Source organism: Psychrobacillus sp. NPDC096389 (assembly GCF_044762855.1).
In the GTDB taxonomy this organism is placed as follows: Bacteria; Bacillota; Bacilli; order Bacillales_A; family Planococcaceae; genus Psychrobacillus.
In genome coordinates, this window is sequence record NZ_JBIWFB010000001.1 from 525261 (window position 1) to 549169 (window position 23909).

Below are 23909 nucleotides of genomic sequence, written 5' to 3' on the forward strand. Positions count from 1 at the left end.
TCTTTAAAAATCAAACTTTTTGATATAGTGACATCCTTCACAGGCAACTCCTATTTGTTGAGCTGTTTCGGGATCTTTAAAGTAAATTTCATCGAATCCACAAATTTCACACTCCATTATGTGAAAAATTTTACGGGGACCGAGAATATTATCTAATTCTGAATCAAAATCGGGCTGCAAGAGTTACGCCTCCTAAGATAAAATAGGTTAAGTTCTTACTTAAAAGTTGTTGCATCATAGAAAAGAGGATTTACCTCAAGTATTGATATGTACAAGCATTTAAGATGTTGAACTTAAAAATAAGGATAAATAATATGTTGGATTTCTATTAAATAATATCATATAAATTGTAAATTAATAAGTAAAATATATAGTTTATTTTATAATATAAAGTCCTATTGAACTAATGAATATATTTTAATTAGGTTCTAAAGATTTATGAAGTTTGAATAACATATAAAAACAGCAGCCAAATTAAGTCTACTGCTGTTTTGTTTATTAAATACTATTAAGGGTTACATGATGCTAGTACAGTGGAGAAGTAATCTAAATCTGGTCTATTGGGCTCTAAATTCCAAAGTGCTTTCTTTTTAGCAAAATCAAAGTGGCAATCAAATTGATCCTGCATGCCATCGGAATTGTACCAATTTATATTACTGTAATGGATAGACTTTATTTTGTCCCAGGCATCTATTTTTATTACTTTATTCAGATCAGAATTTATCGAACTATTAATGTCATTTTTTTGTGTCAGGCTTAATGAAGTAATTCCATTTCTATTAATCCATTCACTTTTATTGAAATATGTAGAGAAAGAGGTCGCATTTATCTTTACTTGTATATGGACCATTTCCGAAAGATTTTTTGTCTTCACCTTAAGTTCCAAAGTGTTATCATTTATAACGGTGGATATCAATTGTGCCTTTCCGTCGTTATTTACTAGCTCTGCATGAATAATCCCTAATGAACGATTATTCTTATTGTAAATATTTCCAGAATTGAAGGTTCTTCCTAATTCATTTTTGTATAAAACAACAAATTCACCTTTATTAAGTTCAATTGGTACCTGAACTGTAGTTTCTGCTACTGAAGGAATAAGTGAAATGTTAAGAATTTCACTTTCATCCTTAATTACTTTACTGTATAAATTTGTTTCGAGATTTTCTATTTTAAAATTAGAACTAATAGTAGGTTTTCCAATTGCAATATTATTATTCTCTTCTGTTAATAAATTAGTTGCTTTTTCACTTGCCCTAACGGATGTTATTTGACTAAAACTAATAACTAGTAAAAGTATAATTAGTCCAGTTGTTATTTTCATACATAATCTCTTCATTATTTTTATTTTCTCCTAGCTGTTCTTTTTACTTTTCACTATATATCCAGCGGCAAGCTCCAAGTCTCTCTAATTTACAGATAATCTAGATTTACGTGGAATGGAATAGACAAAACTTTAGCAGATACAAATTACCTAATTCAAAACGTGCACTCCTAACTACTTAATAGATCTTTAGTATTATTTTGGTGAACGAAACAATAATATCATTTTCCTATAAAAGTGTCACCATAAATATTCCTTTTTCTAAAATAGATTTCAAATGGTTGGAATTAAATGTAAGGGTTATGTGGAGGCTGATCTACTATATTTAAAGATTAGTCAAAGTTAACCAAGTTGACCTTAGAGATGGTATTAGTGATAGTGTTCTCCTCACGGCAAGTCAATATCAAGTCATGGAGGAAATTTCTTGAGCAAAATACTTAAGTGTTAGACATTATTGGTAGGATGATATAGCGGAAGTAAAATTTAATAGAGTTTTATTTTTCATAGTATATTTGTTGAAGTCAAGCACGCATAGGATGTTAGTATGGTGGATATTTTTATATTTAAGAGGCAGGATGTTTGTTATGTTTAAAAGGAGGAATCCTACTTGAATAATATTAAAGCAAACGGAAATTTTGTTCAAAAGATTGGAGACTCAAAGCGAACAGTGGCTAATTTACAAAGGAGAATTTGTATGCGCTTGAGAAAAGATCAGAATAAGAGGAAAGAAGATTTAGTGGAACTTCGTGGTTTCAATGTTTAAGAAAAAATGGATAATCTTTGTAGGGATATTATTATTACTGGTAGCCTTTAACTACGCTGGAGATTTTCTCGTTGTGAATGAAAAACCAGTAAAATCAGATGTCATCATAGTTTTAAGTGGTGCTGACGGGCGTTTAGAAAAAGGTTTTCAGCTATATGAGGAAGGGTATGCCCCTAATCTACTGTTATCCAATGGAAGTGTTGAAAATCTTTATGAACGGGCACTAGAATTAGGTGTACCTGATGATTCCATTTTAATGGAAGTGAAATCAGACAGTACGTTGGATAATGCTGTTTTTTCGAAAGAGGTAATGGAAGAGTACAAGTTTGAGTCTGCAATTGTAGTTTCTTCTAGCTTTCATATGAGGAGGGCTAAAGTATTATTTGATAAAGCATTCCGAAATAGTAATATTCGATTAACTTATGTGGCTGAGGAAATGAATGCATATAACCCTAGAGGATGGTGGGCAGAGAAATCGAATCGAGATATTACGTTTAGAGAGTATATTAAGCTGTTTGGAAATTTGTTTGGATTTCATGGATCGGAATCAAAAGAGCTTTTGGATAAGTTGGAATTGCGATAAGGAACGAGAAGTGTCGTTGTGTAAAAAAGTACTTTACTTTTCTAATAATAGACGACAATTTGCATGTCTGCATTTATTTTAGATCTTTGATTCTAAAGTAATTATTAGTAAGAAGTAATCAGTGATTTCAATGTTTGATTAGTGATATTTATTAACGATGCGTCTATAACAGTGCTATTAGACGTACCCTCATTGAAGCATTCATTCTACAAAATTTTAGGGATTGGCGAAGTTAATTATGTACATGCAGCGATGATTAGTAATATTTTCGGGGATATCTTGTCGAAACTATTCGAAAAAGAAGGTAACTTTAAAAAGGTTTTTAGGGATAAAAACGCATCTCTGTTTTAGAAATAAACAAAGCTGGGATTTTTAGAGATTTTATTAGTACTTCAACCCTTTCTCCCCCACTATGATACATTTAAAAAGTATACTAATGCACAAGAAAACATCCCTCGCTGTAGTAAGTAGGGGGATTCTCGCAAACAAATTAGTTTTTGACACCGCCAACTTAACTGTAAGGGTTATAGAGGTAGGTGCGTTTGAGCGCTTTTTTCTTTTAATATATGCCAACTATACGTTAATAGACAAAAATTCAATGAAACAAGCACTCTTCACTCATATAAAGGTGAAAAGTGCTTTCGTTTAATTGTTTGCATCATGCGTCGAATCGTTTATTGAACCCTCCTCTTGCATTTCTGCATCTTCGTTTTCTTCAATTACCTCCACATCCTCATCATTTACTTCGTTCTCAACATCAGCATCGTTTTCCCCATCATCTTCAATCACTGGATCATTTATTTCAATTTCTTCCACGTCTGTATCGTCGTCACCACATGCACCTAACATAAGTAAAGACGTTAATGCAAAAGGTAAAGCAATCATTCTTCTTTTCATCATAATTACCTCCTAAATTTTTATTAGTAAGTTGTCCTGATATATATGCACCTTATTTTAAAAGAGTTAAACTTTGGTCGACAAATAGCAACTTTTCCTAATCAGGTCACAGTATTGGAGATAACTTCAAACGAAAAAAATAATTTATTGACAATATTCAGTCAATATTGGATAATTGGTTCATCCAATTATCCAAATAATAATTTTGAAAAAGGGGTGAATGTTATGGGAATTGGTTTTATTGCGTTGATTGTATTTATTTTACTGATCATTGTTTGGACAACAATGCTTAAACGAAGTATTGGTGAAGCGATGATTATAGGATTTTTTGTAACCGCTTTATTTGGCGGAACAAATGCATTGAATATGATGTGGGATGGGATTGTATTTGGTGCAACAAATGAAGTTTTATTTGCAGCGTTAGCATTTGTATTTATGGCTTATGTCATCGATAAGACTGGGATTATTACATTACTTATCAATATTCTAAACTCTCTATTAGGTCGAGTACCTGGTGGTCCAGCACATGTTGATACAGCTAGTTCTACAATTTTCGGACTAATTTCTGGATCTGGTTCTGGTAATGCTGCTACAACAGGATCAGTAACTATTCCTTGGATGATAAAATCTAAGTGGCCACCTGCATTAGCAGCAACCGTTTGTGCGGGTAATGCTGGATTGGGGATTGCATTACCTCCTAGTAGTTCGATGTTTATATTATTAGGTTTTGCTCCAATTGCTGCCATAGTATCTGAAGGTGATTTATTTTTTGCTCTTTTGATCGGTGGTCTATATCAAGTTTTCTATCGAGTCATATTAACTTTTTGGTTCGTGAAAAAGCATAATATACAGACCTTTAAAAGCGATGATATTGCACCACTAAAGAAAACATTTATTATGGGATGGAAATCATTATTTATTTTCTTTGGAATTTTGATACCGCTTACAATTACGATTGGACCGTTTGCTGAACTTCTAATGGCAAACCCCAATATTGGTGAAGGGGCAATCGACAGTATTTCTTTACTAGTTTGGGTACCTGTTTTAATTACATCTATCAGCATGATCATTGGTTATAAAAAATTGCCGAAATCTTTTTCAGAATGGAATACTTTTTTGCATGGAGCTACAAGTAAATTTTCTGTGATTGGTGTATTGTTATTATTTGCGTTTGCGGCAAGCGAAAATTTAAAACAATTAGGCTTAAGTGAAGATCTAACATCCATGTTAGCAACATTACATTTGCCTTCTTGGCTAGTCATTGTCGTTGTAGGTGCTTTAATCGTATTAGTAGCCGGACCATTATCCGGTACTGCAACACTGACAGCTATTGGACTTGTTGCTTTTACAGCTTTAGTTTCTGCAGGTGTACATCCTACATTAGCAGTAGTAGCAATATTAATGTTTGCTTCAACGGAAGGTTCTTCACCTCCTTCTTCAGCACCAATTTTTATTGCCTCGGGTATTGCGCAAGCTGAACCTGGTAAAACATTTTCACCACTCATCTTCTACTATGTAATTCCTGTTTTTTTAATTGGCGTATTTATTGCAATGGGGATTTTACCAATACCAGTATAGGAGGAATTAATAATGATGAAAGTTCTTGATAAAATTTTTATATTTTCTTTAATTGCTTTTCTAAGTCTTGGAGCAATTCTAGTTTTTAGCCAAATGGCAGGATTACTTTTCCAACAGGGAGAGTTAATTATCAAAGTAAACGATTTATTAGCAAAGCCAGCGTTTATTTTGAGTTCGATTGCAGGTGTACTTGGCTTTATAATCCCTGCAATCAAAAATAAAACTTCCAATATTTTATCCGAAGAAGAAATGGAAGAACAAATTATAGAGACAAGACATTCAGGGGTAAATGTATAGTTGTCAAAGGAGTCATCAGTATGAAAATCCAACATCAAAGATTGTATGAACAAGTCATTTCTTATATCCAAATAAACACGGAAAAAAACAACTTCAAAATCGGTGAGAAATTACCGACAGAAAGAAGTTTTGCTGAGCAACTAAATGTTAGTCGTGGTACGTTACGTGATGCTTTTCGAGTATTAGAATCAAGAGGCATTATTGAAACTAGGCCAGGCGCAGGACGCATTCTCATTAAACCGGTTGATTCCATTATTTCAGTTGAAGAAGATATTTTAAAAGAACTAAAAAAATCTGAAATTCTTGATCTATTAGAAGCGAGGGAGCTTTTGGAAGTAGGGATGTGTACATTGGTATGTGCACGAATTACAGATGAGGAAATCCAAGAAATTGAAGACTTATTGAAGCGTCAAAAAGATGAAGATGATTTCAGTTCATCTACCTACTTCCATTTGGCTCTTGCCTCAGCTTGCAATAATCACGTGTTAGAAAACTTTATTAAATTGAATATGCAACTTATTAAAGAAGTACGCGATCAAAACTTTACAAATAAATTACATCAAACACATGCAGTTGATGAACATTTAGAATTATTAAGCGCAATTAAAAAACGGGATATATTAAAAAGCGAACAGGCTGTACGTCGTCACTTTGAACATATGCGAAAACGACTCCATTTATAAATTAAAGGAAGCACTTTTAAAAAGGGGGAAACTTATTATGCTGCATCCTCACCGATCAAGACTTATTATGCCTATAATAAATGAAAAATTTGTCCAAAAGGCTCCATTACGCAATGCGGATATTATTGTATTAGACTTGGAGGACAGTGTACCGTACACACGCAAAATAGAAGCCCGTTCGTATTTATCAAATGGGATTGAAAGTGCCTCTAAGGGTGGCAGTGCGGTATATGTACGTGTGAATAACACGGAAGAACTTATATGGGATGATATTCTTGCATCTATCTCTCCCTTATTAACAGGGATCTATGTACCTAAAGTGGAGTCGGTCGAACAGATCAAAAAAATCGACACCTTTCTTACGAATGTTGAAATTCAACATGGTCTCAAAAGTGGTTCAATCCTATTAGCTGTTTTAATCGAAACAGCTAAGGGCTATATGAATCTAACCTCCATTTTACAGAGTAGTAATCGAATACAATCTGTATCTTTAGGTGCCGAAGATTTTGTAGAGGATCTACAAATGAAAATAAATAATTCTACTGCGGAGGCACTAAAAAATATTCGTATGCAAATATGTATTGCGGCTCGTGCTTATAACGTAGTACCGATGGGTTTAATGTCGAGTATTGCAAACTATGCAGATTTAGAAGAGCTTACATATAGTGCACGTTTAGCTTATGAACATGGTTTTGCTGGTAATAGCTGCGTTCATCCATCAAATGTAGAAATATTGAATAATGCTTTTATGCCAAATGCTGAAGAAATAGCAGAAGCTAAGCAAGTGATTGAAACCTTTGAAAAGGCAATCCAAGAAGGGCTAGCTGCCATTAAATTCAATGGAAGAATGATTGATATGCCACATTATGAAAAAGCTAAGCGTATTCTCGAACAATATGAAATGTATAGGCAATACGAGGAAATGAAACAAGCAGCTAAAATGCACTATGAATCTCAAATGAAGGGAGTGTGATCCAGTGTCGCCGCTACAAGGATTAAAGATTTTAGATATATCTACCATGTTAGCTGCACCATGGGCTAGCACATTCTTAGCAGATTACGGTGCGGAAGTAATCAAAGTAGAACATCCTCAGAACGGGGATCATGCAAGAAAGTATGGTGCTCAAAAGGAAGGTCAAGGTTTATTTTGGAAAACACTTAATCGTAATAAAAAAGGCATTACTCTAAACTTAAAAACATCGGAAGGAAAAAAAATTTTTTTACAATTAGTAAAAGACACAGATGTTGTTGTAGAAAACTTTCGACCTGGAACGTTGGATAAATGGGGATTAGATTGGTCAACATTACTAGAGACAAATCCTAAATTAATCTTATTACGCATTACAGGCTTTGGGCAAGAGGGACCTTATGCAAAACGAGGTGGCTTCGGAACAGTTGCTGAAGCTATGAGCGGATTTACTTCCGTTAATGGCGAAAAAGGTGGCAGACCAACTTTGCCAGGCATGGCACTAGCAGATGGTGTGTCTAGTATTTTTGGGGCACTTTCTATTATGATTGCACTCTATGCACAGATAAAAAATGGTGTTGAAGAAGGACAACAAATTGATATCAATTTATATGAACCATTAATGCGATTACTAGAACCACAAATTACAGCTTATGATCAATTAGGAAGAATCCCTGAACCTATTGGTAATAGTAGTTTGCAAACTGCCCCAAGGAATACCTATTTAACAAAAGATAATACATGGGTTGCCTTGTCTGGTTCCACACAGTCAATTGTAGAAAATATTTTCCGTGCCATTGGGCGAGAGGACTTAATTAACGATCCGAAATTTTTTACAAATGAACAGCGCTTAAAAAATGTAGAAGAACTAGATGGAATTATAGGCAATTGGATTAAACAGTACTCTTATGTAGAAGTTGTTGAGAGTTTTAGTAAAGCTGGCGCAGTTGTAGGTCCTATGTACAATATTGCTCAATTATTTGAAGACCCTCATTATCAATATAATGAATCCTTTATAAAGGTGAAAGACAATGACTTTGGGGAAATGCGTGTTCCAAACGTTGTGGCAAAGTTTTCAAAAACGCCAGGCACGGTACGCCACCTAGGTCCCGATAAAGGACAAAATACCGAAGAAGTTTTAAAAGAAAAGGTCCAATTATCAGATGAACAGATACGAGAACTCAGAAAGATGGGTGTTATTTGACGTTACGGTTACTCTATTTAAATTGCCTCTTATTCCTGTTTGTTTTTTGTATTTGAATTTGGTTGGTAAATCCTCAGTACAAGGATATCTCTATACACTAGCAAGTAATCAATCCTTATAGATTCAAAGGAAGGAGCTGTTCAGAAAGTCGGTATACACTAACTATCTGCAACGGCTTCTTTTCTTACCAACTTTTCCAATGATAAACTCAAATTTACTCATTTCTTTCTCAAAGAATGCCCACTAGCGTTGAATAAGTTAAAAATGTAATTATACAACCTTGCGAGGAGCTGATGGAGTGGAATTACAGATACCAAATCCGTTATTAGATGTAACAATGTTAAACCCAGGGGATTTGTTAGAGCTAACAGGAAAAATATATGTGGGAAGAGATGCCGTTCTGCCAAAGATTGTAGAGCTTTCTCGTGGAAATGGTCTAGAACAAATGAAGATTGATTTGCAAGGATCTGTAATTTTTCATTCAGCTGTTAGTGTAGCAGGAATTGGACCAACTACTAGTAATAAAGTCGAAATCGAAGAGAGTATTGTCCCTTTATCTAAAGCTGGTGTAAAAATTCATCTTGGTAAAGGTGAGATTATGCCAGAGACAATTAAAAGACTAAAAGGAGAAAACGCAATCTTTGCAGTAATCCCTCCTGTAACAGCGTTAATTAAAAGCAAAGTAATAAAAGTTAAAATGGTTGCATTTCCAGAACTAGGGATGGAAGCGTTTCACGAAATTACGGTTCAAAAATTACCATGTATGGTTGCTGCAGTTAATGGTGTATCAATTTATAAGGAGAGATAATGATGATTATAGGGGAACGAATCATACAGGCTGCGAAAGAAGCTGTTATAGGTGCTAGCAGTAGGTTCCGGGAAGATCAATTACAAGCATATTACAAAGCATTAGAAATTGAAGAGGATGAAAAAAGTAAATGGGTGTTAAAGCAAAATATAGAAAATGCCCTTCTGGCGAGTTTAAATCATTCTCCGATCTGTGATGATACAGGAATTCCTCATATTGTATTGTCTATTGGAAACGATGAAGTTGTACCTGGTAAAATTCAGAGCTACATTCAACAAGGGATTAAAGAGGGATTAGCTGAACTACCTGGTAGGCCAATGGCAGTTATAGGAAACGAAATGGAACGACTTGGTCAAACTTTAGGTATGTATGATGATCCAAGCAAACTTGAAGCGGCACCTGTTCTGTTAATGGAACATCAAGGAAAAGGGATTAAAATTACTGTACTTATGCTAGGGGGAGGCCCAGAAATAAGGGGAAAAACCTATCGAGTTTTTCATAAACATGATGGACAAAATGTCATTAATGAAGTGATTGGTTGGATTAAAGAAGGCGTAAGTAAATTAGGATGTACGCCTGCTGTTCCATTTGTTGGCATTGGGCGAACGCATTTTGAAGCAAGTTCATATATGCTACGGGCAATGTATGAAGCGAACTTTAATCATCAAACAGACATTGAGCAACAGATTGTGACGGAGATTAATAAAGAGAATGTTGGATCTCTAGGGCTTGGTGGAAATATTACAAGTTTGGGTGCTTTTGTTCGGATTGCTCCCCAGCGTGCTAGTGGTGTACGTATCGTATCAATGCGTTTGGGATGTTCTATAGATCCCCGGAGACACAGTGTTTGTTTGGAATAATCAGAAAAGTGTTGACATTGAATAAATTGAATGTTTAAAATAGAGTTACAGCATTGTTCAACAATACTGTAACTCTATTTTAAATTCAAGGGGTGTAGGGAATGAATGAGGAGTTATTAGAAGGTGCGTATGATTTACATGTTCATACAGGACCGGACTTTTTATGTCGTAAATTAGATGACTTAGAAATGGCAGAACGTATAAGAAGTTTAGGGATGAAAGGATACGCTATTAAATCCCATCACAGTTCAAGTGCGGGAAGAGCAAAATTAATAAATGCGCTTTACCCTGAAATTGAAGCAATTGGTGCACTTTGTTTAAATCACGCAGTAGGTGGTTTAAATATGATTGCTGCTGAAATGGCCGCCCGTGATGGTACCAAAATTATTTGGATGCCCACATTTGATGCGAAGAATGAGCAGGATGTTTTTGCTTTAAATAAACCAGAAAAACTTCCCCATTGGGCGAAGATGCAAATGGAATTGATGGAAAAGGGGAAAGCAAAAAAAGGAATTTCAATTTTAGATGGGGACAGTATAAAAGAAGAAGTAAAAGATATTGTTGAAATTGTTAAAGAGTATAACCTTGTGCTAGCAACAGGACATCTAAGTCCAAAAGAAATTTATGCTTTAGCAAAATATACAAATAGTGAAGGATTTAATAAGTTGGTGGTTACTCATCCTAATTTCCCTTCTATTAATCTTTCAAAAGAGCAACAAAAGGAACTTGTTGAATTAGGTGCGACAATGGAATATTGCTTCACTACACCAAACTCTAAAAAAGTAACATGGGAACGAGTATATGAAGAATTGAAGTTTGTTGGTGTAAGAAATGCCATTTTATCGACAGATTTAGGGCAACCAAACGGTATGTTTCCGGATGAGGGATTGTTACTATTTATTAATAATCTGATTGAAAACGATTTCACCAGACAAGATGTTCAACAAATGATTGTAACTAATACATCGCAACTAATTACAGTATAGGAGTGAGATTATGAGTTCAAAAGTGTTAGTAGTAAGCGCCCATGCAGCTGATTTTGTATGGCGTGCAGGTGGAACAATTGCAAGTTATATCGATCAAGGTGCAGATTTACATCTAGTTGTTTTAAGTTACGGAGCACGTGGTGAATCAAATGATCTTTGGAATATAGAAAACCAAACATTAGAACAAGTGAAAAAGATACGAGATGAAGAAATGCATGCAGCGGCTACTGAATTGGGTGTAAGGAATATTGAAATGTGGGATTTTGAAGACTATCACATGTTTATTGATGATGAACGAATGTTTAAGCTAACGAAGAAAATCCGTGAAGTGGCGCCAGAAATTATTATTTCTCACGGACCTAAAGATGCATTTAATCCGGATCATGAGACGGTGCATAAGTATGTATTCGATGCAGCAGTACTTTCCACTTCTAATGGCGTTCGCATTGAGGGAACAAAAACGGCTAAACAAGCAAAAATATTTTGCTTTGAACCGCATCAACCAGAAATTAGCGATTTTGAAGTAGATGTTATTGTTGATATTACAAATGCATTTGAAAAGAAAGTAAAGGCAATGAATTGCTTTAAGGCTCAAAAACATTTAATAGATTACTATGGATGGAAAGCACAACTTCGTGGAAACCATGCTCGTAGATGTTCTGGAAATAATGCATTCAAGCAAGCAGAAGCTTTTTCTCGAGTCTTCCCATTAGTTAATGGGGAGTTAATATGAAAAAAATTGTACTTGATATTAAACGACCTATAAAAGAGCATGTGGAAATTATTGAAACTTTCGATGTATCCACCGTATATGAAGCACAAGGTAAGAAAGGGCTTGTTTCTGATGAACTGCACTCTATTTTACCTGGTAAAAGAATTGCAGGACCAGTTGTAACAGTTGTATGTAAGAGTGGGGATAATTTGATGATTCATGCGGCAATTGAAGCCGTAAAACCAGGTGATATCGTTTATATCACGACTGATGAAAAAGAAAGTCGTTACGGTATGTTGGGGGAATTAATTATAACAGCATTAATGAAGCGAGGCGTAAAAGGAGTAATAACAGAATCCGGGATACGAGATGTCAAACAGATACAAGACATGAATTTCCCGATTTGGACGAAATATATTACTCCCAAGGGGACTACCAAAAAATATGGAGGGTCCGTTAATGTACCTATTGAAAAAAATGACGTGGTCATTAACCCTGGAGATATTCTTATAGCAGATGATGATGGTGTTGTTGTTATCCCGAGATTATCTGCTGAAGAGAGCATTGAAAAAACGAAAGTACGTATGGCTAAAGAAGTAGGTACATTAGAAAAGATTAATAGTTTGCAATTAAGTCTAGATTTCTATTCTTTACGTGAGGTTTTAGAAACTGAAGGTGTTGTATATGAAAAAGTGCCGGAGGAATCGTATGACTAAGTTAGGCTTTATCGGGTTTGGAGAGGCTGCCGCTAGTATATGTAGTGGATTGAAAAATGTTGCAAATGTTGATGTTTTTTCATACGACATTGTTTTAACTATGGAATCACATCGTGAAAGAACGCTCGCACTTATGAGGGAACAACATGTAAATCCCTGTGACACACTCGCTGAATTAATAAACAATACTGATATCATATTCTGTTTAACGAGCGCTAAATTCGCAATAGGGATTGCACAAGATGTAGCAACCATTGCAAATAAACCGGTGACTTATATTGATTTGAATTCTGCTTCTCCAGGGCTAAAGAAGGAAATAGCTAAGGTATTTGAATATACAGCTGTTCAATTTTTAGATGGCGCTGTTATGGAATCAGTACCCCCTAATAAGCACCGTGTACCTATATTATTAAGCGGTGCAAATGCACATGAGACGGCTGTTATACTAACGAATTGCCAAATGAAAACAAGTGCTATAAGTGAGCACGTTGGTGATGCCTCCTCTATCAAAATTACGCGAAGTATTTTTGTGAAGGGTTTTACAGGTTTACTGATCGAAACTTTACAGGCAGCTTCAAAAATGAATATCTTACCACACATTACAGACTCTATTAATCAAACATTTAAGAACTTCGATCTCGAACAACTAGCAGAAAAGTATATACCACGTACCGCAATCCATGCAAATCGCCGGGCTTTTGAAATGCAAGAGGCAATGATGATGATGGAGGAATTGTCCATTCGAAATGATTTATCAAAAGCAACAAAAGAAAAACTAGAATATATTGCATCTAAGGAGTTAGATGTAATCTATCAACATGAAGTTCCTGCATCATTTCAAGTTGTCATTCAAAAATTAAATGAGATAAATGAGGAGGATTTAGAAGATGAGAAAGTTTAACGGTATATGGTTCTTTTTAGTTTTAACTTTTTTGCTAGTTGCATGTAGTGATAAAACAGAGCCAACTGAAGTAGAAGCTAGTGATTCCACAGAGACTTCAGCCCCTGTAGTAGAAAATACTTCAACATATCCTGAAAAACCTATTACAATGGTTGCTCCTTCAGGTGCTGGTGGTTCATGGGATATTGCAGCGCGTTCCATTGTAAGCGCTTTAGAAAAAACATCCATTGTAACAGAACAAATGAGTGTTGAGAATGTACCAGGTGGAAGTGGTGCTGTATTCATGGCAACTTATGCTACGAAAGATATAAAAGATGATTACAAAGTGTTCGTTAACTCACCTTCGTTATTAATTAATAACTTACGTTCTGAAGCCAATAGTCCATATGGTCATAAAGATACAACGCCGCTTGCACAATTATTTCAAGACTATGGTGTAATTGCTGTTCAGAAAGATTCACCCTACAATGATTTACCTAGTTTACTAGAAGATTTGAAAAATAATCCTTCAAAACTATCGATAGGTGGAGGATCTTCTGCAGGTTCCATGTGGCATTTAAACTTTGCTTTATCAGCATACAATGAAGGAGTAGATATCACGAAATTAAAATATGTTCCTTTTAGTGGTAACGGTGAGTCTATGACTGCATTATTAGGTAAGCATGTTGATGTACTCTCTAGTGGAGCTTCCGACGTTGCACAGTATTTAAAAGCTGGGGAAATTAAGGTACTAGCTTTAAATGCACCAAAACGTTTAGATGGTGACTTTGCAGATGTTCCAACATTACAAGAATTAAATATTAATGGTGATTTTAGCATCTGGCGTGGCGTATTTGGTCCTAAGGAAATGTCTACTGAAGCAAAAGATTACTGGAACGATGCTTTAAAGCAACTTTCCGAAACACCAGAATGGCAACAAGAAATGAAATCTAACGGTTGGGAACCTGCGTATTTGGATGCTGATTCATTCAAAACAGCTTTAGATGAGCAAAATGAAACGATTCTTGAAGTATTAAAAGTAATGGAAATGGCTCAATAGTTAAAAGGGGCTTCTGAGTTAGAAGCCCCTATTTTCTTTCAAACATAGGGGGAAATAAAATGACAAGAAAAGTAGATAGATATGTTAGTATCGTTCTAATCATTATTGGCATTTTTATTGTATATGAAAGTTCAAAAATTTCATCCATGGCATTAGGTAGTTCAGTTGGTCCAAGGACTTTTCCATTAGGACTTGGCGTTTTGATCATCCTATTAAGCTTGCGTTTACTATATGAATCTTTTAAAAAGGAGTATGTAGATATTGATAATAGTTCATGGAATTTTAAGAAATTCTTTTTATTTCTAGCTTTATTAATTATCTACATAGTTGTTTTTGAAAAAATAGGCTTTGTTGTTAGCACATTTATTTTCCTTTTTGTCGCATTTCAAATTATGAAAAAAGGCAAAATAATCTACTCTTTTTTAATTAGTTTTGCATTTTCATTTGGCATTTATTATATGTATGTTGAAGTACTTCGTGGAACATTACCAGGTTTTCCGGAATGGTTAGGATTATAGGGGGGAAAAAATGGGAACATTATCATACTTACTAGATGGATTTTTAGTAGCGCTCACTTGGCAAAATCTATTGTTCGCTTTTTTTGGTGTATTGATCGGGACGATGGTAGGTATTTTACCTGGAATTGGTCCAACAAGTGGGGTTGCCTTATTAATTCCAGTAACCGCTACCTTAACTGCAGGTTTAGTTCCTGAAGCTGCTGCCACAAGTGCCATTATTATGCTTGCTGGTGTATATTATGGCGCAATGTATGGGGGGTCAACAACTTCCATTTTACTTAATACACCTGGTGAAGCATCTTCCGTTGTAACAGTACTAGATGGGTTTCCAATGGCAAAGCAGGGGCGAGCAGGTGCTGCCTTATCGATTGCTGCAATCGGATCATTTTTTGCGGGTATTGTTTCCATTATTGGACTTATTTTAATAGCAAAGCCATTATCTAATTTTGCTTTAAAGCTTGGTCCGGCGGAGATATTTTCCTTAATGATTCTAGGTCTTTGTGCCTTAACAGGATTAGCAGGTAAGTCTATGACGAAGGCATTGTTGATGACAACCATTGGATTGTTTTTTGCAACTATAGGCGTCGACCAAGTTTCAGGGGTAGCCCGATTCACATTTAATATTCCCCAATTGTTTTCAGGGGTTGAATTTTTGACGATGGCTGTGGGTTTATTTGCATTAGGAGAAGTGTTTAGTTATTTGATCGAGCGATATAACTCAGAAAGAATGGTTGCAAAAATCACCCGTATTTTTCCGACAAAACAAGATTTAAAAGATAGTGCGGGTCCAATTACTAGGGGTTCTGTATTAGGTTTCTTTCAAGGTATTGTACCAGGAGCAGGTGCGTCGTTAGCCTCGTTTTTATCTTATATTTTAGAGAAAAAAATAAGTAAGAATCCTGAGAAATTTGGTAAAGGTGCAATTGAAGGGGTGGCAGGACCAGAAGCCGCTAATAATGCTGCATCTGGGGGGGCGTTAGTACCTTTATTAACATTAGGAATACCTGGATCACCTACTACTGCTGTATTAATGGGTGCATTAATTATGTATAACATTAAACCGGGTCCATTATTATTTGATGAAAATCCGCAAGTAGTATGGGGGTTAATCGCAAGTATGTTTATTGGTAACTTCATGTTACTCGTATTAAACATGCCCCTTGTTCGTATCTTTGCAAAAATAATTGAAACGCCTCCAAAATATTTAATACCAATAATCGCAGCGTTTTCTATTTTTGGTGTATATGCCGTTCAACTATCTATTTTTCAACTTGGATTACTGGTATTTTTCGGTTTGATGGGTTATTTCTGTGGGAAGTTTGATTATCCGATTGCACCTATGGTACTTGCACTAGTTCTTGGTCCGATGATTGAATATAATCTCCGTAGAGCATTGACGATTTCCGACGGTTCTTTCGCTATTTTTGTAAATAAACCTTTATCAGCGATGTTTTTATTGATTGCATTATTGTGGATTGCTATTCCATTTATAATGAAAATGAAGGGCAAAAAAGTGATTGTTAACGAAGAAGGTTGATCAATTGAAAAATAAGCTAACGGTAGTATTCTATGTGACACTGTTAGTCAATATTATTTTATATAGTGTAAAAACTACTATATCAATTTACGCTGTAGAGCAAGGTGCTACTATATTAGAGGTAGGTTATTTAGCATCTATTAATGCTTTACTTCCCTTATTGTTTGCTATAATAATAGGAAAGTATGTGGATCGTTACGGAAGCAACTTCTTTTTAAAAGTGGGCTCTCTTCTGATTCTTATTGCCTCCCTTTTACTGTTTAGTCAAGTATTCTTCGTGTTATGCATTGCTAATGCACTATTTGGCCTATCGCAAGTAATGGTTGCTATCTCTTCTCAAAATGCAGTAGGTGTGGTAGAGGAAGGGAAACAAAGAAATTTCGCTTCCTTAACTTTGTATTTGTCATTAGGTCAATTATTGGGCCCAATTATTAGTGGATTACTACTGCAATGGACAGGTTTTTACATTTTATTTATGATACATGTCGTATTAGCACTCTGCACCTGTGTGCTACTATTAGTATTATTGAATAAGAAAAGTTCATTTACATCGAATTCATCTCCAAAATATAGATTAATGGATTCAATGGAATTACTAAAAATATCAAAGATGCCTGCTTATATCTTGATTTCTGCATTTTCGATTTTGTTTCGTGAAATATTTGTTGTATTCTTTCCGCTTTACGGAATAGTTTTGGGGCTCTCTGCAATTCAAATAGCTATGATTATTAGTGCACAAACTGCAGGGATGATTGGAGTCCGCTTTTTTTTGAAATTTTTCATCACAAAATTTCAATTATATCCATTCGCTCGATTATTAATTGGTTTTGTAAGTGCAATAATGATTTTATTAGGAATTGGTAGCTCAGTGTTTTTGTTAATTATGTTATCCTTTTTGATGGGGATTGCGATTGGAATTCTTCAACCTGTATCCATGATTTTAGTGGATGAGATATCTCCAGAAGAACGAAAAGCGGAAATAGTGGGTTTAAAGTTGGCTATAAATCGGCTATTCCTATTAGCTATACCTACATTATTAGGAATGGTATCTGCTGTTGTAGGTGTGCATGTCTCATTTATATTGACAGGCATAACTTCGTTGGGATGGTTTGCCGTGAGCTTTAAAGAAAGAAAGAGGTAGATATATAGTGAGTTCAATGGAGAAAGCATATCAATATTTAAAAGTAAATATTTTAAATGGGCAACTACGGCCATCTCAAAAAGTTATTGAAACCGAACTTTCAGAACAAATCGGTGTAAGTAGAAATACAATAAAAAAAGCCTTACTAAAACTTGAACAAGAAAATCTTATTACAATGGAAAAAAATAAAGGGGCGTATGTAACATCTTTTACACTACAGCAAGTCCTAAATTATTTAGAGATTCGTGAGGAGCTAGAGGTTCTAGTTGCAAAACATGCTTTAGTGAATATAGGACCAAATATTGAACATCTTCATAAATACCTACTAAACATGAAAGTTTTTGTAAAAGAGTCAAAGTTAGATGAATATTCAAAAATGAATAAAGCTTTCCATCAAATAATCTATGATGCATCGAATAAACCTGAAGCGGTTGATATGATTACGGTCATTAAAACGCAATTACAACGACATGATTTTCGAACAATTTTAGTTCCGGGGCGCATTCAAAGTTCACTTGAAGAACATCAAAATATTTATGAAGCATTAAAAAATAAAGATGAAGCAATGCTCGAAAAAAACTTACGATTACATTTAAGTCAAATTCGAGATACCATAAATCAAAATTATAATTTGTTTGTTTAATAACTAGGCTGTCTCAAGAGTGCTTCTTTTGAGCGGCCTTTCATTTTTTTCAAAAATGAAAGACTCCTCTTTTTTTTGTGCTATTTTATGGATAAATTAGTATATTACGCCTGTCACCTACGCAATTCTTGCATCTAAAAAAGTAGTATATTAAAATTGCATTCCTACTATGTTAAATAGATAGACAATAAAGTTTTGTATCATTTCCATAATCCTCTGTTGGTTGTATACAATTGACACTAAATAGAAATTCCTCAAATAATCTTTCGGAGATGCTTACTAGAGAACAAGAAAACCACCCCGTGACAAAGAAGGTGGTCCTCGAAAAATAAAACAGGTTTTGAAGACCATAATCCTGCTGGTAGAGTTTGCAAAGGGAAGAGCATTTAGTACTTCACTCTTTTGATAAGTGTCCATTATAAATCAAAGTATATACACCTCAATGAAAACAACCACTTTGTTGAAAAAGCTTCCCTATGGTTAGGTAAGCGCCAAGCCCACCTTCTAAACTCCATTTAGTAAAAAGTAAACGTCAATTAATTATCCACATAGTTTTCAGGTAGGCATTATTTGATGTTTACTCGTCTTACATTAAGAAGATAGGATATATTTTACAGATATATGAAGAAAAAGAACTCTTCACTCATATAAAGGTGAAAAGTGCTTTCGTTTAATTGTTTGCATCATCCGTCGAATCGTTTATTGAACCCTCCTCTTGCATTTCTGCATCTTCGTTTTCTTCAATTACCTCCACATCCTCATCATTTACTTCGTTCTCAACATCTGCATCATTTTCTCCATCATCTTCAATCACTGGATCATTGATTTCAATTTCTTCCACGTCTGTATCGTCGTCACCACATGCACCTAACATAAGTAAAGACGTTAATGCAAAAGGTAAAGCAATCATCCTTCTTTTCATCATAATTACCTCCTTAATTTATTAATTAGTAAGTTCTCCTAATCTATATGTACCTTATTTTTAAAGAGTTAAACTTGAAGCGACCAATAGCGACCTTTCATAAACGTGTCCCTGTGTAAGGAAGTATTCAGAATCGTTTCTTACACAGGGACATGTTTTAGGTTTGTCGAACGACGAAAAAGGGAACAGAAAAAGAGAAAGTTCTGGAACAGTACAATAGATAAACCTGTATTAGTGGGAATGGAGGTTGTTGGTGGATGATTGAACTTCATGATGTTCGTAAGTATTATCGTTCGGGAAGTGGGAAGGTAGAGATATTGCGTGGAGTGAATTTGCGCGTGGAGCGGGGCGAGTATGTAGCGATTATGGGGAAGTCTGGATCCGGTAAAAGCACAATATTAAATATGCTTGGCACGCTGGATTTGGTGGATTCGGGTACATATGAGTTATCAGGGAAATTGGTACATAAGATGAGTCGTGGACGTCGTGCACGACTTCGAAATGAAGAAATTGGTTTTGTGTTTCAGCATTTTCAATTAATACCGAATTTGTCGGTGTATCAAAATGTGCTCCTTCCGTTAACTTATGGACATAAGCGTTTGAGAAGAAAGAAGTCTCGTGTACTGGCACTTTTGGATGAAATGGGACTCTCCGATAAGAAAAGTCAAAAACCGGATCGTTTATCTGGAGGTGAAAAGCAGCGAGTGGCAATTGCCAGGGCACTCGTCAATGAGCCGGGGCTGATACTAGCGGATGAACCGACTGGAAGCTTAGATGAAGAAACGACGGAAAGTATATTAAGCTTGTTTGACCGTGTACATAAAAAAGGAGCAACGATTGTTGTCATTACGCATGATGTCGAAGTAGCAGAACGAGCAGACCGCATTTTGCGTTTGCAGAACGGGGTGCTCGTATGAAACTATTGACTGCATTTAAACTTGCTTGTTTCGGATTATGGTCGAATCGCTTTCGTGTATTGTCTGCGATGATGGGCGTAGTGATTGGCATGTTTGCGGTCATTGTACTGACTGCGATTGCCATTGGTGTGAAAGATACATTGATGAAGCAAATGGGGAGTCTCGGTGCGGAGCAGATTTTAGTATTACCTGGAAGAGTATTGGATACGGCAAATGGTCAGAAAGATTTGCTGAGCGGACTGACAAATGTGCCAAGTACATTGACATATGAAGATGCAAAAGCGGTAGAGGATGTGCCGAATGTCAGGTCAGTGACACCGCATCTGGAGACCATAACCGTAACTAAATATGAAGATAAAAGTGTGCAGACTGCCTTGGTCGGTTCAACTGATCAGTATAACCGCATTCAACATGCGAGGCTTTCGGAAGGACGTTTTTTTACGAAGGAAGAACAGGCCGAAGAAGCCAAAGTGATTGTGCTTGGTAATAATATTCACGAGGCATTGCTTGGTAAACAGGAAGCTCCGGCTGATAATGGGGAAAGCTCTGAGAAAGCGGTAGAGAAAAAGCCATTGTGGAAACGCATGCTTGATAAATTATTGGGTGGAGGTGCTTCAGCGGAAGAGCTATCGTTAGTCGGAAAAAAAGTGACAATTAATGAAGAGGACTTTGAAGTAATCGGTGTGTTAGCACCAAATGCAACGCTTGGATCGAGTACGGACAATAACGTAATCATACCAATTGAAACTGCGCTTGCTACGACCGATATGAAAAATTTAACGAAAATGGTTGTAGAAGCATCCAGCATTGAAGTAGTAGATGAAGTGGATGCTGCAGTGTTTAATGCTATAAAAGCTCAGCATACTGAAATAGATTTCAGTGTAGTAAAGCAAGACCAGATGCTTGGTGCATTAGGTAAGGTCACTACTATTTTGCAGTTGATGCTGTTCGGGATAACGGTAACTGCATTATTGATCAGTGGAACTGGAATCATGAACGTAATGGTCATGTCCGTACGTGAGAGGACACGCGAAATCGGTATTCGGAAAGCTCTGGGTGCAACAACAGTCGAAATACTGGGGCAGTTTTTCTTTGAAACGGTGCTGTTATGTGTTATAGGAGGCGCAGTTGGTATTGGGCTCGGCATTGCGTTTATAGAAGTATGGAACAGTAACATCGAGTTATTTGCACTCGTCTTACCGATGTGGGCAGTGAAGTTAGCTTTGTACACATCAATTGGAATAGGAAGCTTATTTGGGATATATCCAGCGCTCAAGGCAGCAAGGATGAATCCGAGTAAGGCGCTTCGTTTTGAATAGTTAGTGGTGTGTTTCTGACTTTATTGGAATCCATTTATTTATGCATTTAAAAGTTTCTAATTATTTAGAATTTATAATCAATTAGTTTTTGCTATAAAATATTATTATTCTATTTTTACCAACAAATACAATATATAGTGAAAATTTCAGGAGGTTGAGTTGCATGTCAACAGCGGAATTACAAGAAGAATTCAAGCGCATTTTAGAATATGGCTATCGTCGTGGAAATGAAAATGATTCGATTAAAACAAGTGAATTTATAGAAGAGCTATCCGAGCAATTAAGAAAAATGCTGGATAAGAATGAAGTTTAATAAGGATGAAATAAGAGAAATGACTACTAAATAAAAGAGCGGTCTTTTTAATATCAAGCTAATAAAGAGGAATTCCGCTCAATTTGAGGGGATGCAAACGGTGAAGAAAATTACTGGATTCGCCAATGATGTAGGCATTAAAACCTTAACTCTATATGCATTTTCTACGGAAAACTAGATAACGCGTCCCTGTGTAAAAAACAATTCTGAATTGTTTTTTACACAGGGACATCTTTTATATACAAAAATTCCTTAGCGTACCAGTTATCCACATAAACACTTAGGTGTAATTGGGAACTGAATAGTAATTGTTGTTCCTATATTTTCTAAGCTTTGAACAGTAAGCGTTCCACCATGATTTTTAATAATTTGATGACAAATCATTAATCCTAATCCCGTCCCATTATCTTTGGTGCTATAAAAAGGTTCATCTAATTTATAAAGCAGATCAGCTGGGATACCGATACCTTCATCAATCACTAGAATCGTCATCTGATTTTCATTCAGTTGGTGTGCTTCTATTAAGATTTTTCCACCATTCGGCATCGCTTCCATTGCATTTTTAAGTATATTCATATAGACCCTTTGTAATTTATAAGCATCGCCCACGATAATCGGATTAGATAAGTGAATGTCCTGAATGAATTCAATATTACGAAGCTTAGATTCTGGATAAGACTGCATGATTGCATCACAAAGAATATTTCGCATATCCACTTCTTCAAAAGTACATATTGGGTGATTGACCGAAAGTAATAAATCACTTACGATTTCTTCTACCCTTTCGATTGCTTGCATAACGACTTCCAATTGATCAGTTGTTTTCTCCTGCAGACCTAACTGTGCAAAACCTTTAATGACTGTTAGGGGATTCAGTATTTCATGAGAAATCCCAGCTGCAAGTTGAGCGACCATATTTTGTTGATCCTGACTGTGCATTGTATAATCCGCTTTTCTCTGACCCATTAATTTTTTCATTTCCATATAAATTCCTCCACTTTTATAATGTTTGTTTTACATTTTTAAAAATGGAGATTGTAGTGGTGGCCTTCCAGGTGGAGCATGAGTCCATTGAACCTTGGCGTTCTCATCGTTGTGTATCCATTGCCTACCCTTTGTAGATATAAATTTGAAAACATCGATTGTTACCACGGAAAGTGAATCACTTTGTCCTCCTAGTAATAAAATTAGTGACGCCGTTGCTGGAGAAGTTACCGTAATGATTGCTGTTGGAAGAATCCCCCGCGTATTGTTCGATTCCGATGGATGACTAGAGTTGTAGACAGTTTTCATGTCCTTTTTAGGATTTACAATTTGCTCAACAACTGAAAATTCCTTAACAATCGTATGTCGTTCTTTAGAAGTTTCTTCTGATTTAGAATCTACGAAAAGTTTATCCCCGTCATTTATTACCATCTCAATCTCATTATATTCTTCTAAATTACTAGTTTCATCTTGCTTAACCAATTCAACTGTTTCTATCTCAGCTAGTAAAGTTATAACAGGTAATGATTCTGATGGATTCGAATCGAAATTGCCATCCTCGATAATAGTCTTTTCTTCATTCTGAATGATTTCATGCGGAGGATTCATTATTTTATCTTCTGAATGAACAATGTCATTATTTTCGACAACGTCATCTTTTGAAGGACCATTCGGAATTTCTTTATTTCCATTAACAAGTTCCCTCGTTTTTTCAACCAAGTCTTGTACAGAAGACGTTGTTTTCTCGACAGTTTTACTTACTTCATTCACGATCGGCGTAACTACAGGAATGGGTGGCAATTCGTATACAACCGAATTTACTGTATCATTGACCGTATTAGTCACTCCAGACGTTGTTTTTGACAAAGTTTCTGTAACTGTTTCAACTAAAGTGGTTACACTGTTTTCAACGGTCTTATTCAGCAAATTCCCTGTGTCCTCTATGCTAGATGTGGTAGGTTTACTTAATGGTTCGGACAAATCTGTTGACGTTTGCAGTGTAATATTGACTGATTCTTGTACAACTAGTTCAATCGATTTCGTTGTATCTGTCAATATACCCAATAACCCGTTTGGAGATTTTCTTTCTTCTTTGCTATTAGTAGATTCCGAAGTTGTACCTATATTTTCTCCATGGACAACGGTAGGTAAAACAAAAAATAAACAGCAGCACGCTATACATAGAAGAAAGATCTTCTTCAATTGATTCACCTCCTTCCCTTTTAATTATTAGAAATATTATAACATTCACTTAATTTGAGGGGTAGGAATTAGAGAGGATAGAGTCTTCACTAAATTG

27 protein-coding genes and 1 pseudogene are annotated in these 23909 nt (G+C 35.6%); 22 read left to right on the plus strand and 6 right to left on the minus strand.

Annotated features, from left to right (window positions below; genetic code table 11):
- Positions 1–3: 3 nt before the first annotated feature.
- The gene (locus ACIQ38_RS02495; protein ID WP_402817496.1) at positions 4–180 is read right to left on the minus strand and encodes an acyltransferase; all 177 of its coding nucleotides are present in this window, start codon (positions 178–180) and stop codon (positions 4–6) included.
- Between the two features lie 328 nt (positions 181–508).
- Positions 509–1321, minus strand: a complete 813-nt coding sequence (locus ACIQ38_RS02500) for a DUF2599 domain-containing protein (protein ID WP_402817498.1) — start codon at positions 1319–1321, stop codon at positions 509–511.
- 607 nt (positions 1322–1928) lie between these two features.
- Between ACIQ38_RS02500 and ACIQ38_RS02505 the strand changes: the two genes are divergently transcribed.
- A complete protein-coding gene (locus tag ACIQ38_RS02505) occupies positions 1929–2084 on the plus strand; it encodes a hypothetical protein (RefSeq protein WP_402817500.1) in 156 nt (51 codons plus the stop codon).
- Between the two features lie 73 nt (positions 2085–2157).
- The gene (locus tag ACIQ38_RS02510) at positions 2158–2667 is read left to right on the plus strand and encodes a YdcF family protein (RefSeq protein ID WP_402817502.1); all 510 of its coding nucleotides are present in this window, start codon (positions 2158–2160) and stop codon (positions 2665–2667) included.
- A gap of 645 nt (positions 2668–3312) precedes the next feature.
- Here ACIQ38_RS02510 and ACIQ38_RS02515 read toward each other — a convergent pair.
- Positions 3313–3564: a hypothetical protein gene (locus ACIQ38_RS02515; protein WP_402817504.1), complete on the minus strand. Its 252-nt coding sequence runs from the start codon at positions 3562–3564 to the stop codon at positions 3313–3315.
- Between the two features lie 225 nt (positions 3565–3789).
- Here ACIQ38_RS02515 and ACIQ38_RS02520 point away from each other — a divergent pair, with 225 nt between their 5' ends.
- The 16 genes from ACIQ38_RS02520 (at position 3790) to ACIQ38_RS02595 (ending at position 18154) form a co-directional block, all read left to right on the plus strand.
- Complete coding sequence (locus ACIQ38_RS02520) at positions 3790–5142, plus strand: TRAP transporter large permease subunit (protein ID WP_402817506.1); 1353 nt, start codon at positions 3790–3792, stop codon at positions 5140–5142.
- Between the two features lie 12 nt (positions 5143–5154).
- Positions 5155–5439: a hypothetical protein gene (locus ACIQ38_RS02525; protein ID WP_402817508.1), complete on the plus strand. Its 285-nt coding sequence runs from the start codon at positions 5155–5157 to the stop codon at positions 5437–5439.
- A gap of 20 nt (positions 5440–5459) precedes the next feature.
- The gene (locus tag ACIQ38_RS02530; protein ID WP_402817510.1) at positions 5460–6122 is read left to right on the plus strand and encodes a FadR/GntR family transcriptional regulator; all 663 of its coding nucleotides are present in this window, start codon (positions 5460–5462) and stop codon (positions 6120–6122) included.
- Between the two features lie 37 nt (positions 6123–6159).
- Positions 6160–7095 (plus strand): HpcH/HpaI aldolase/citrate lyase family protein, encoded by a 936-nt coding sequence (locus ACIQ38_RS02535; RefSeq protein ID WP_402817512.1) that lies wholly within the window; start codon positions 6160–6162, stop codon positions 7093–7095.
- A gap of 4 nt (positions 7096–7099) precedes the next feature.
- Positions 7100–8293, plus strand: coding sequence for a CaiB/BaiF CoA transferase family protein (locus tag ACIQ38_RS02540; RefSeq protein ID WP_402817514.1), 1194 nt, complete (start codon positions 7100–7102; stop codon positions 8291–8293).
- Between the two features lie 298 nt (positions 8294–8591).
- The gene (locus ACIQ38_RS02545; RefSeq protein WP_402817516.1) at positions 8592–9101 is read left to right on the plus strand and encodes a fumarate hydratase C-terminal domain-containing protein; all 510 of its coding nucleotides are present in this window, start codon (positions 8592–8594) and stop codon (positions 9099–9101) included.
- A gap of 2 nt (positions 9102–9103) precedes the next feature.
- Positions 9104–9961 carry a fumarate hydratase gene (locus ACIQ38_RS02550; RefSeq protein ID WP_402817518.1) on the plus strand — a complete coding sequence of 286 codons (858 nt, stop codon included), beginning with the start codon at positions 9104–9106 and terminating at the stop codon, positions 9959–9961.
- Between the two features lie 101 nt (positions 9962–10062).
- Positions 10063–10947: a DUF6282 family protein gene (locus tag ACIQ38_RS02555; protein WP_402817520.1), complete on the plus strand. Its 885-nt coding sequence runs from the start codon at positions 10063–10065 to the stop codon at positions 10945–10947.
- A gap of 10 nt (positions 10948–10957) precedes the next feature.
- On the plus strand, positions 10958–11680 hold the full coding sequence (locus ACIQ38_RS02560) for a PIG-L deacetylase family protein (RefSeq protein ID WP_402817522.1): 723 nt from the start codon (positions 10958–10960) through the stop codon (positions 11678–11680).
- Positions 11677–12375, plus strand: coding sequence for a 4-carboxy-4-hydroxy-2-oxoadipate aldolase/oxaloacetate decarboxylase (locus tag ACIQ38_RS02565; protein WP_402817524.1), 699 nt, complete (start codon positions 11677–11679; stop codon positions 12373–12375). The genes ACIQ38_RS02560 and ACIQ38_RS02565 overlap by 4 nt, the downstream gene beginning before the upstream one ends.
- Positions 12368–13276 (plus strand): DUF1932 domain-containing protein, encoded by a 909-nt coding sequence (locus tag ACIQ38_RS02570; protein ID WP_402817527.1) that lies wholly within the window; start codon positions 12368–12370, stop codon positions 13274–13276. Before ACIQ38_RS02565 ends, ACIQ38_RS02570 begins: the two co-directional genes overlap by 8 nt.
- Positions 13263–14315: a tripartite tricarboxylate transporter substrate binding protein gene (locus ACIQ38_RS02575; RefSeq protein WP_402817530.1), complete on the plus strand. Its 1053-nt coding sequence runs from the start codon at positions 13263–13265 to the stop codon at positions 14313–14315. The genes ACIQ38_RS02570 and ACIQ38_RS02575 overlap by 14 nt, the downstream gene beginning before the upstream one ends.
- Positions 14316–14374: 59 nt before the next feature.
- Positions 14375–14833 (plus strand): tripartite tricarboxylate transporter TctB family protein, encoded by a 459-nt coding sequence (locus ACIQ38_RS02580; RefSeq protein ID WP_402817532.1) that lies wholly within the window; start codon positions 14375–14377, stop codon positions 14831–14833.
- Positions 14834–14843: 10 nt separating this feature from the next.
- Positions 14844–16370, plus strand: coding sequence for a tripartite tricarboxylate transporter permease (locus tag ACIQ38_RS02585; protein WP_402817535.1), 1527 nt, complete (start codon positions 14844–14846; stop codon positions 16368–16370).
- Positions 16371–16374: 4 nt separating this feature from the next.
- Complete coding sequence (locus tag ACIQ38_RS02590) at positions 16375–17511, plus strand: MFS transporter (RefSeq protein ID WP_402817538.1); 1137 nt, start codon at positions 16375–16377, stop codon at positions 17509–17511.
- Between the two features lie 16 nt (positions 17512–17527).
- Positions 17528–18154, plus strand: a complete 627-nt coding sequence (locus ACIQ38_RS02595) for a GntR family transcriptional regulator (RefSeq protein ID WP_402819567.1) — start codon at positions 17528–17530, stop codon at positions 18152–18154.
- A 670-nt stretch (positions 18155–18824) separates the two neighbouring features.
- Here the strand turns inward: ACIQ38_RS02595 and ACIQ38_RS02600 are convergent.
- Entirely contained in the window at positions 18825–19076 is a 252-nt protein-coding gene (locus ACIQ38_RS02600) for a hypothetical protein (protein WP_402817541.1), read from the minus strand.
- Positions 19077–19333: 257 nt separating this feature from the next.
- Between ACIQ38_RS02600 and ACIQ38_RS02605 the strand changes: the two genes are divergently transcribed.
- From ACIQ38_RS02605 to ACIQ38_RS02620, 4 genes and pseudogenes are all read left to right on the plus strand, one after another.
- Positions 19334–19993, plus strand: coding sequence for an ABC transporter ATP-binding protein (locus ACIQ38_RS02605; RefSeq protein WP_402817543.1), 660 nt, complete (start codon positions 19334–19336; stop codon positions 19991–19993).
- Entirely contained in the window at positions 19990–21312 is a 1323-nt protein-coding gene (locus ACIQ38_RS02610) for an ABC transporter permease (RefSeq protein ID WP_402817546.1), read from the plus strand. Before ACIQ38_RS02605 ends, ACIQ38_RS02610 begins: the two co-directional genes overlap by 4 nt.
- A gap of 163 nt (positions 21313–21475) precedes the next feature.
- Positions 21476–21625 carry a YwzD family small protein gene (locus ACIQ38_RS02615; protein ID WP_402817549.1) on the plus strand — a complete coding sequence of 50 codons (150 nt, stop codon included), beginning with the start codon at positions 21476–21478 and terminating at the stop codon, positions 21623–21625.
- A 52-nt stretch (positions 21626–21677) separates the two neighbouring features.
- Positions 21678–21800 (plus strand): annotated as a pseudogene (locus tag ACIQ38_RS02620) (undecaprenyl diphosphate synthase family protein); the annotation flags it as partial.
- Positions 21801–21889: 89 nt separating this feature from the next.
- On the opposite strand, the gene ACIQ38_RS02625 reads toward ACIQ38_RS02620, so the two are convergent.
- The gene (locus ACIQ38_RS02625) at positions 21890–22609 is read right to left on the minus strand and encodes an ATP-binding protein (protein WP_402817552.1); all 720 of its coding nucleotides are present in this window, start codon (positions 22607–22609) and stop codon (positions 21890–21892) included.
- A gap of 30 nt (positions 22610–22639) precedes the next feature.
- On the minus strand, positions 22640–23812 hold the full coding sequence (locus tag ACIQ38_RS02630) for a hypothetical protein (protein WP_402817555.1): 1173 nt from the start codon (positions 23810–23812) through the stop codon (positions 22640–22642).
- Positions 23813–23909: the final 97 nt, after the last annotated feature.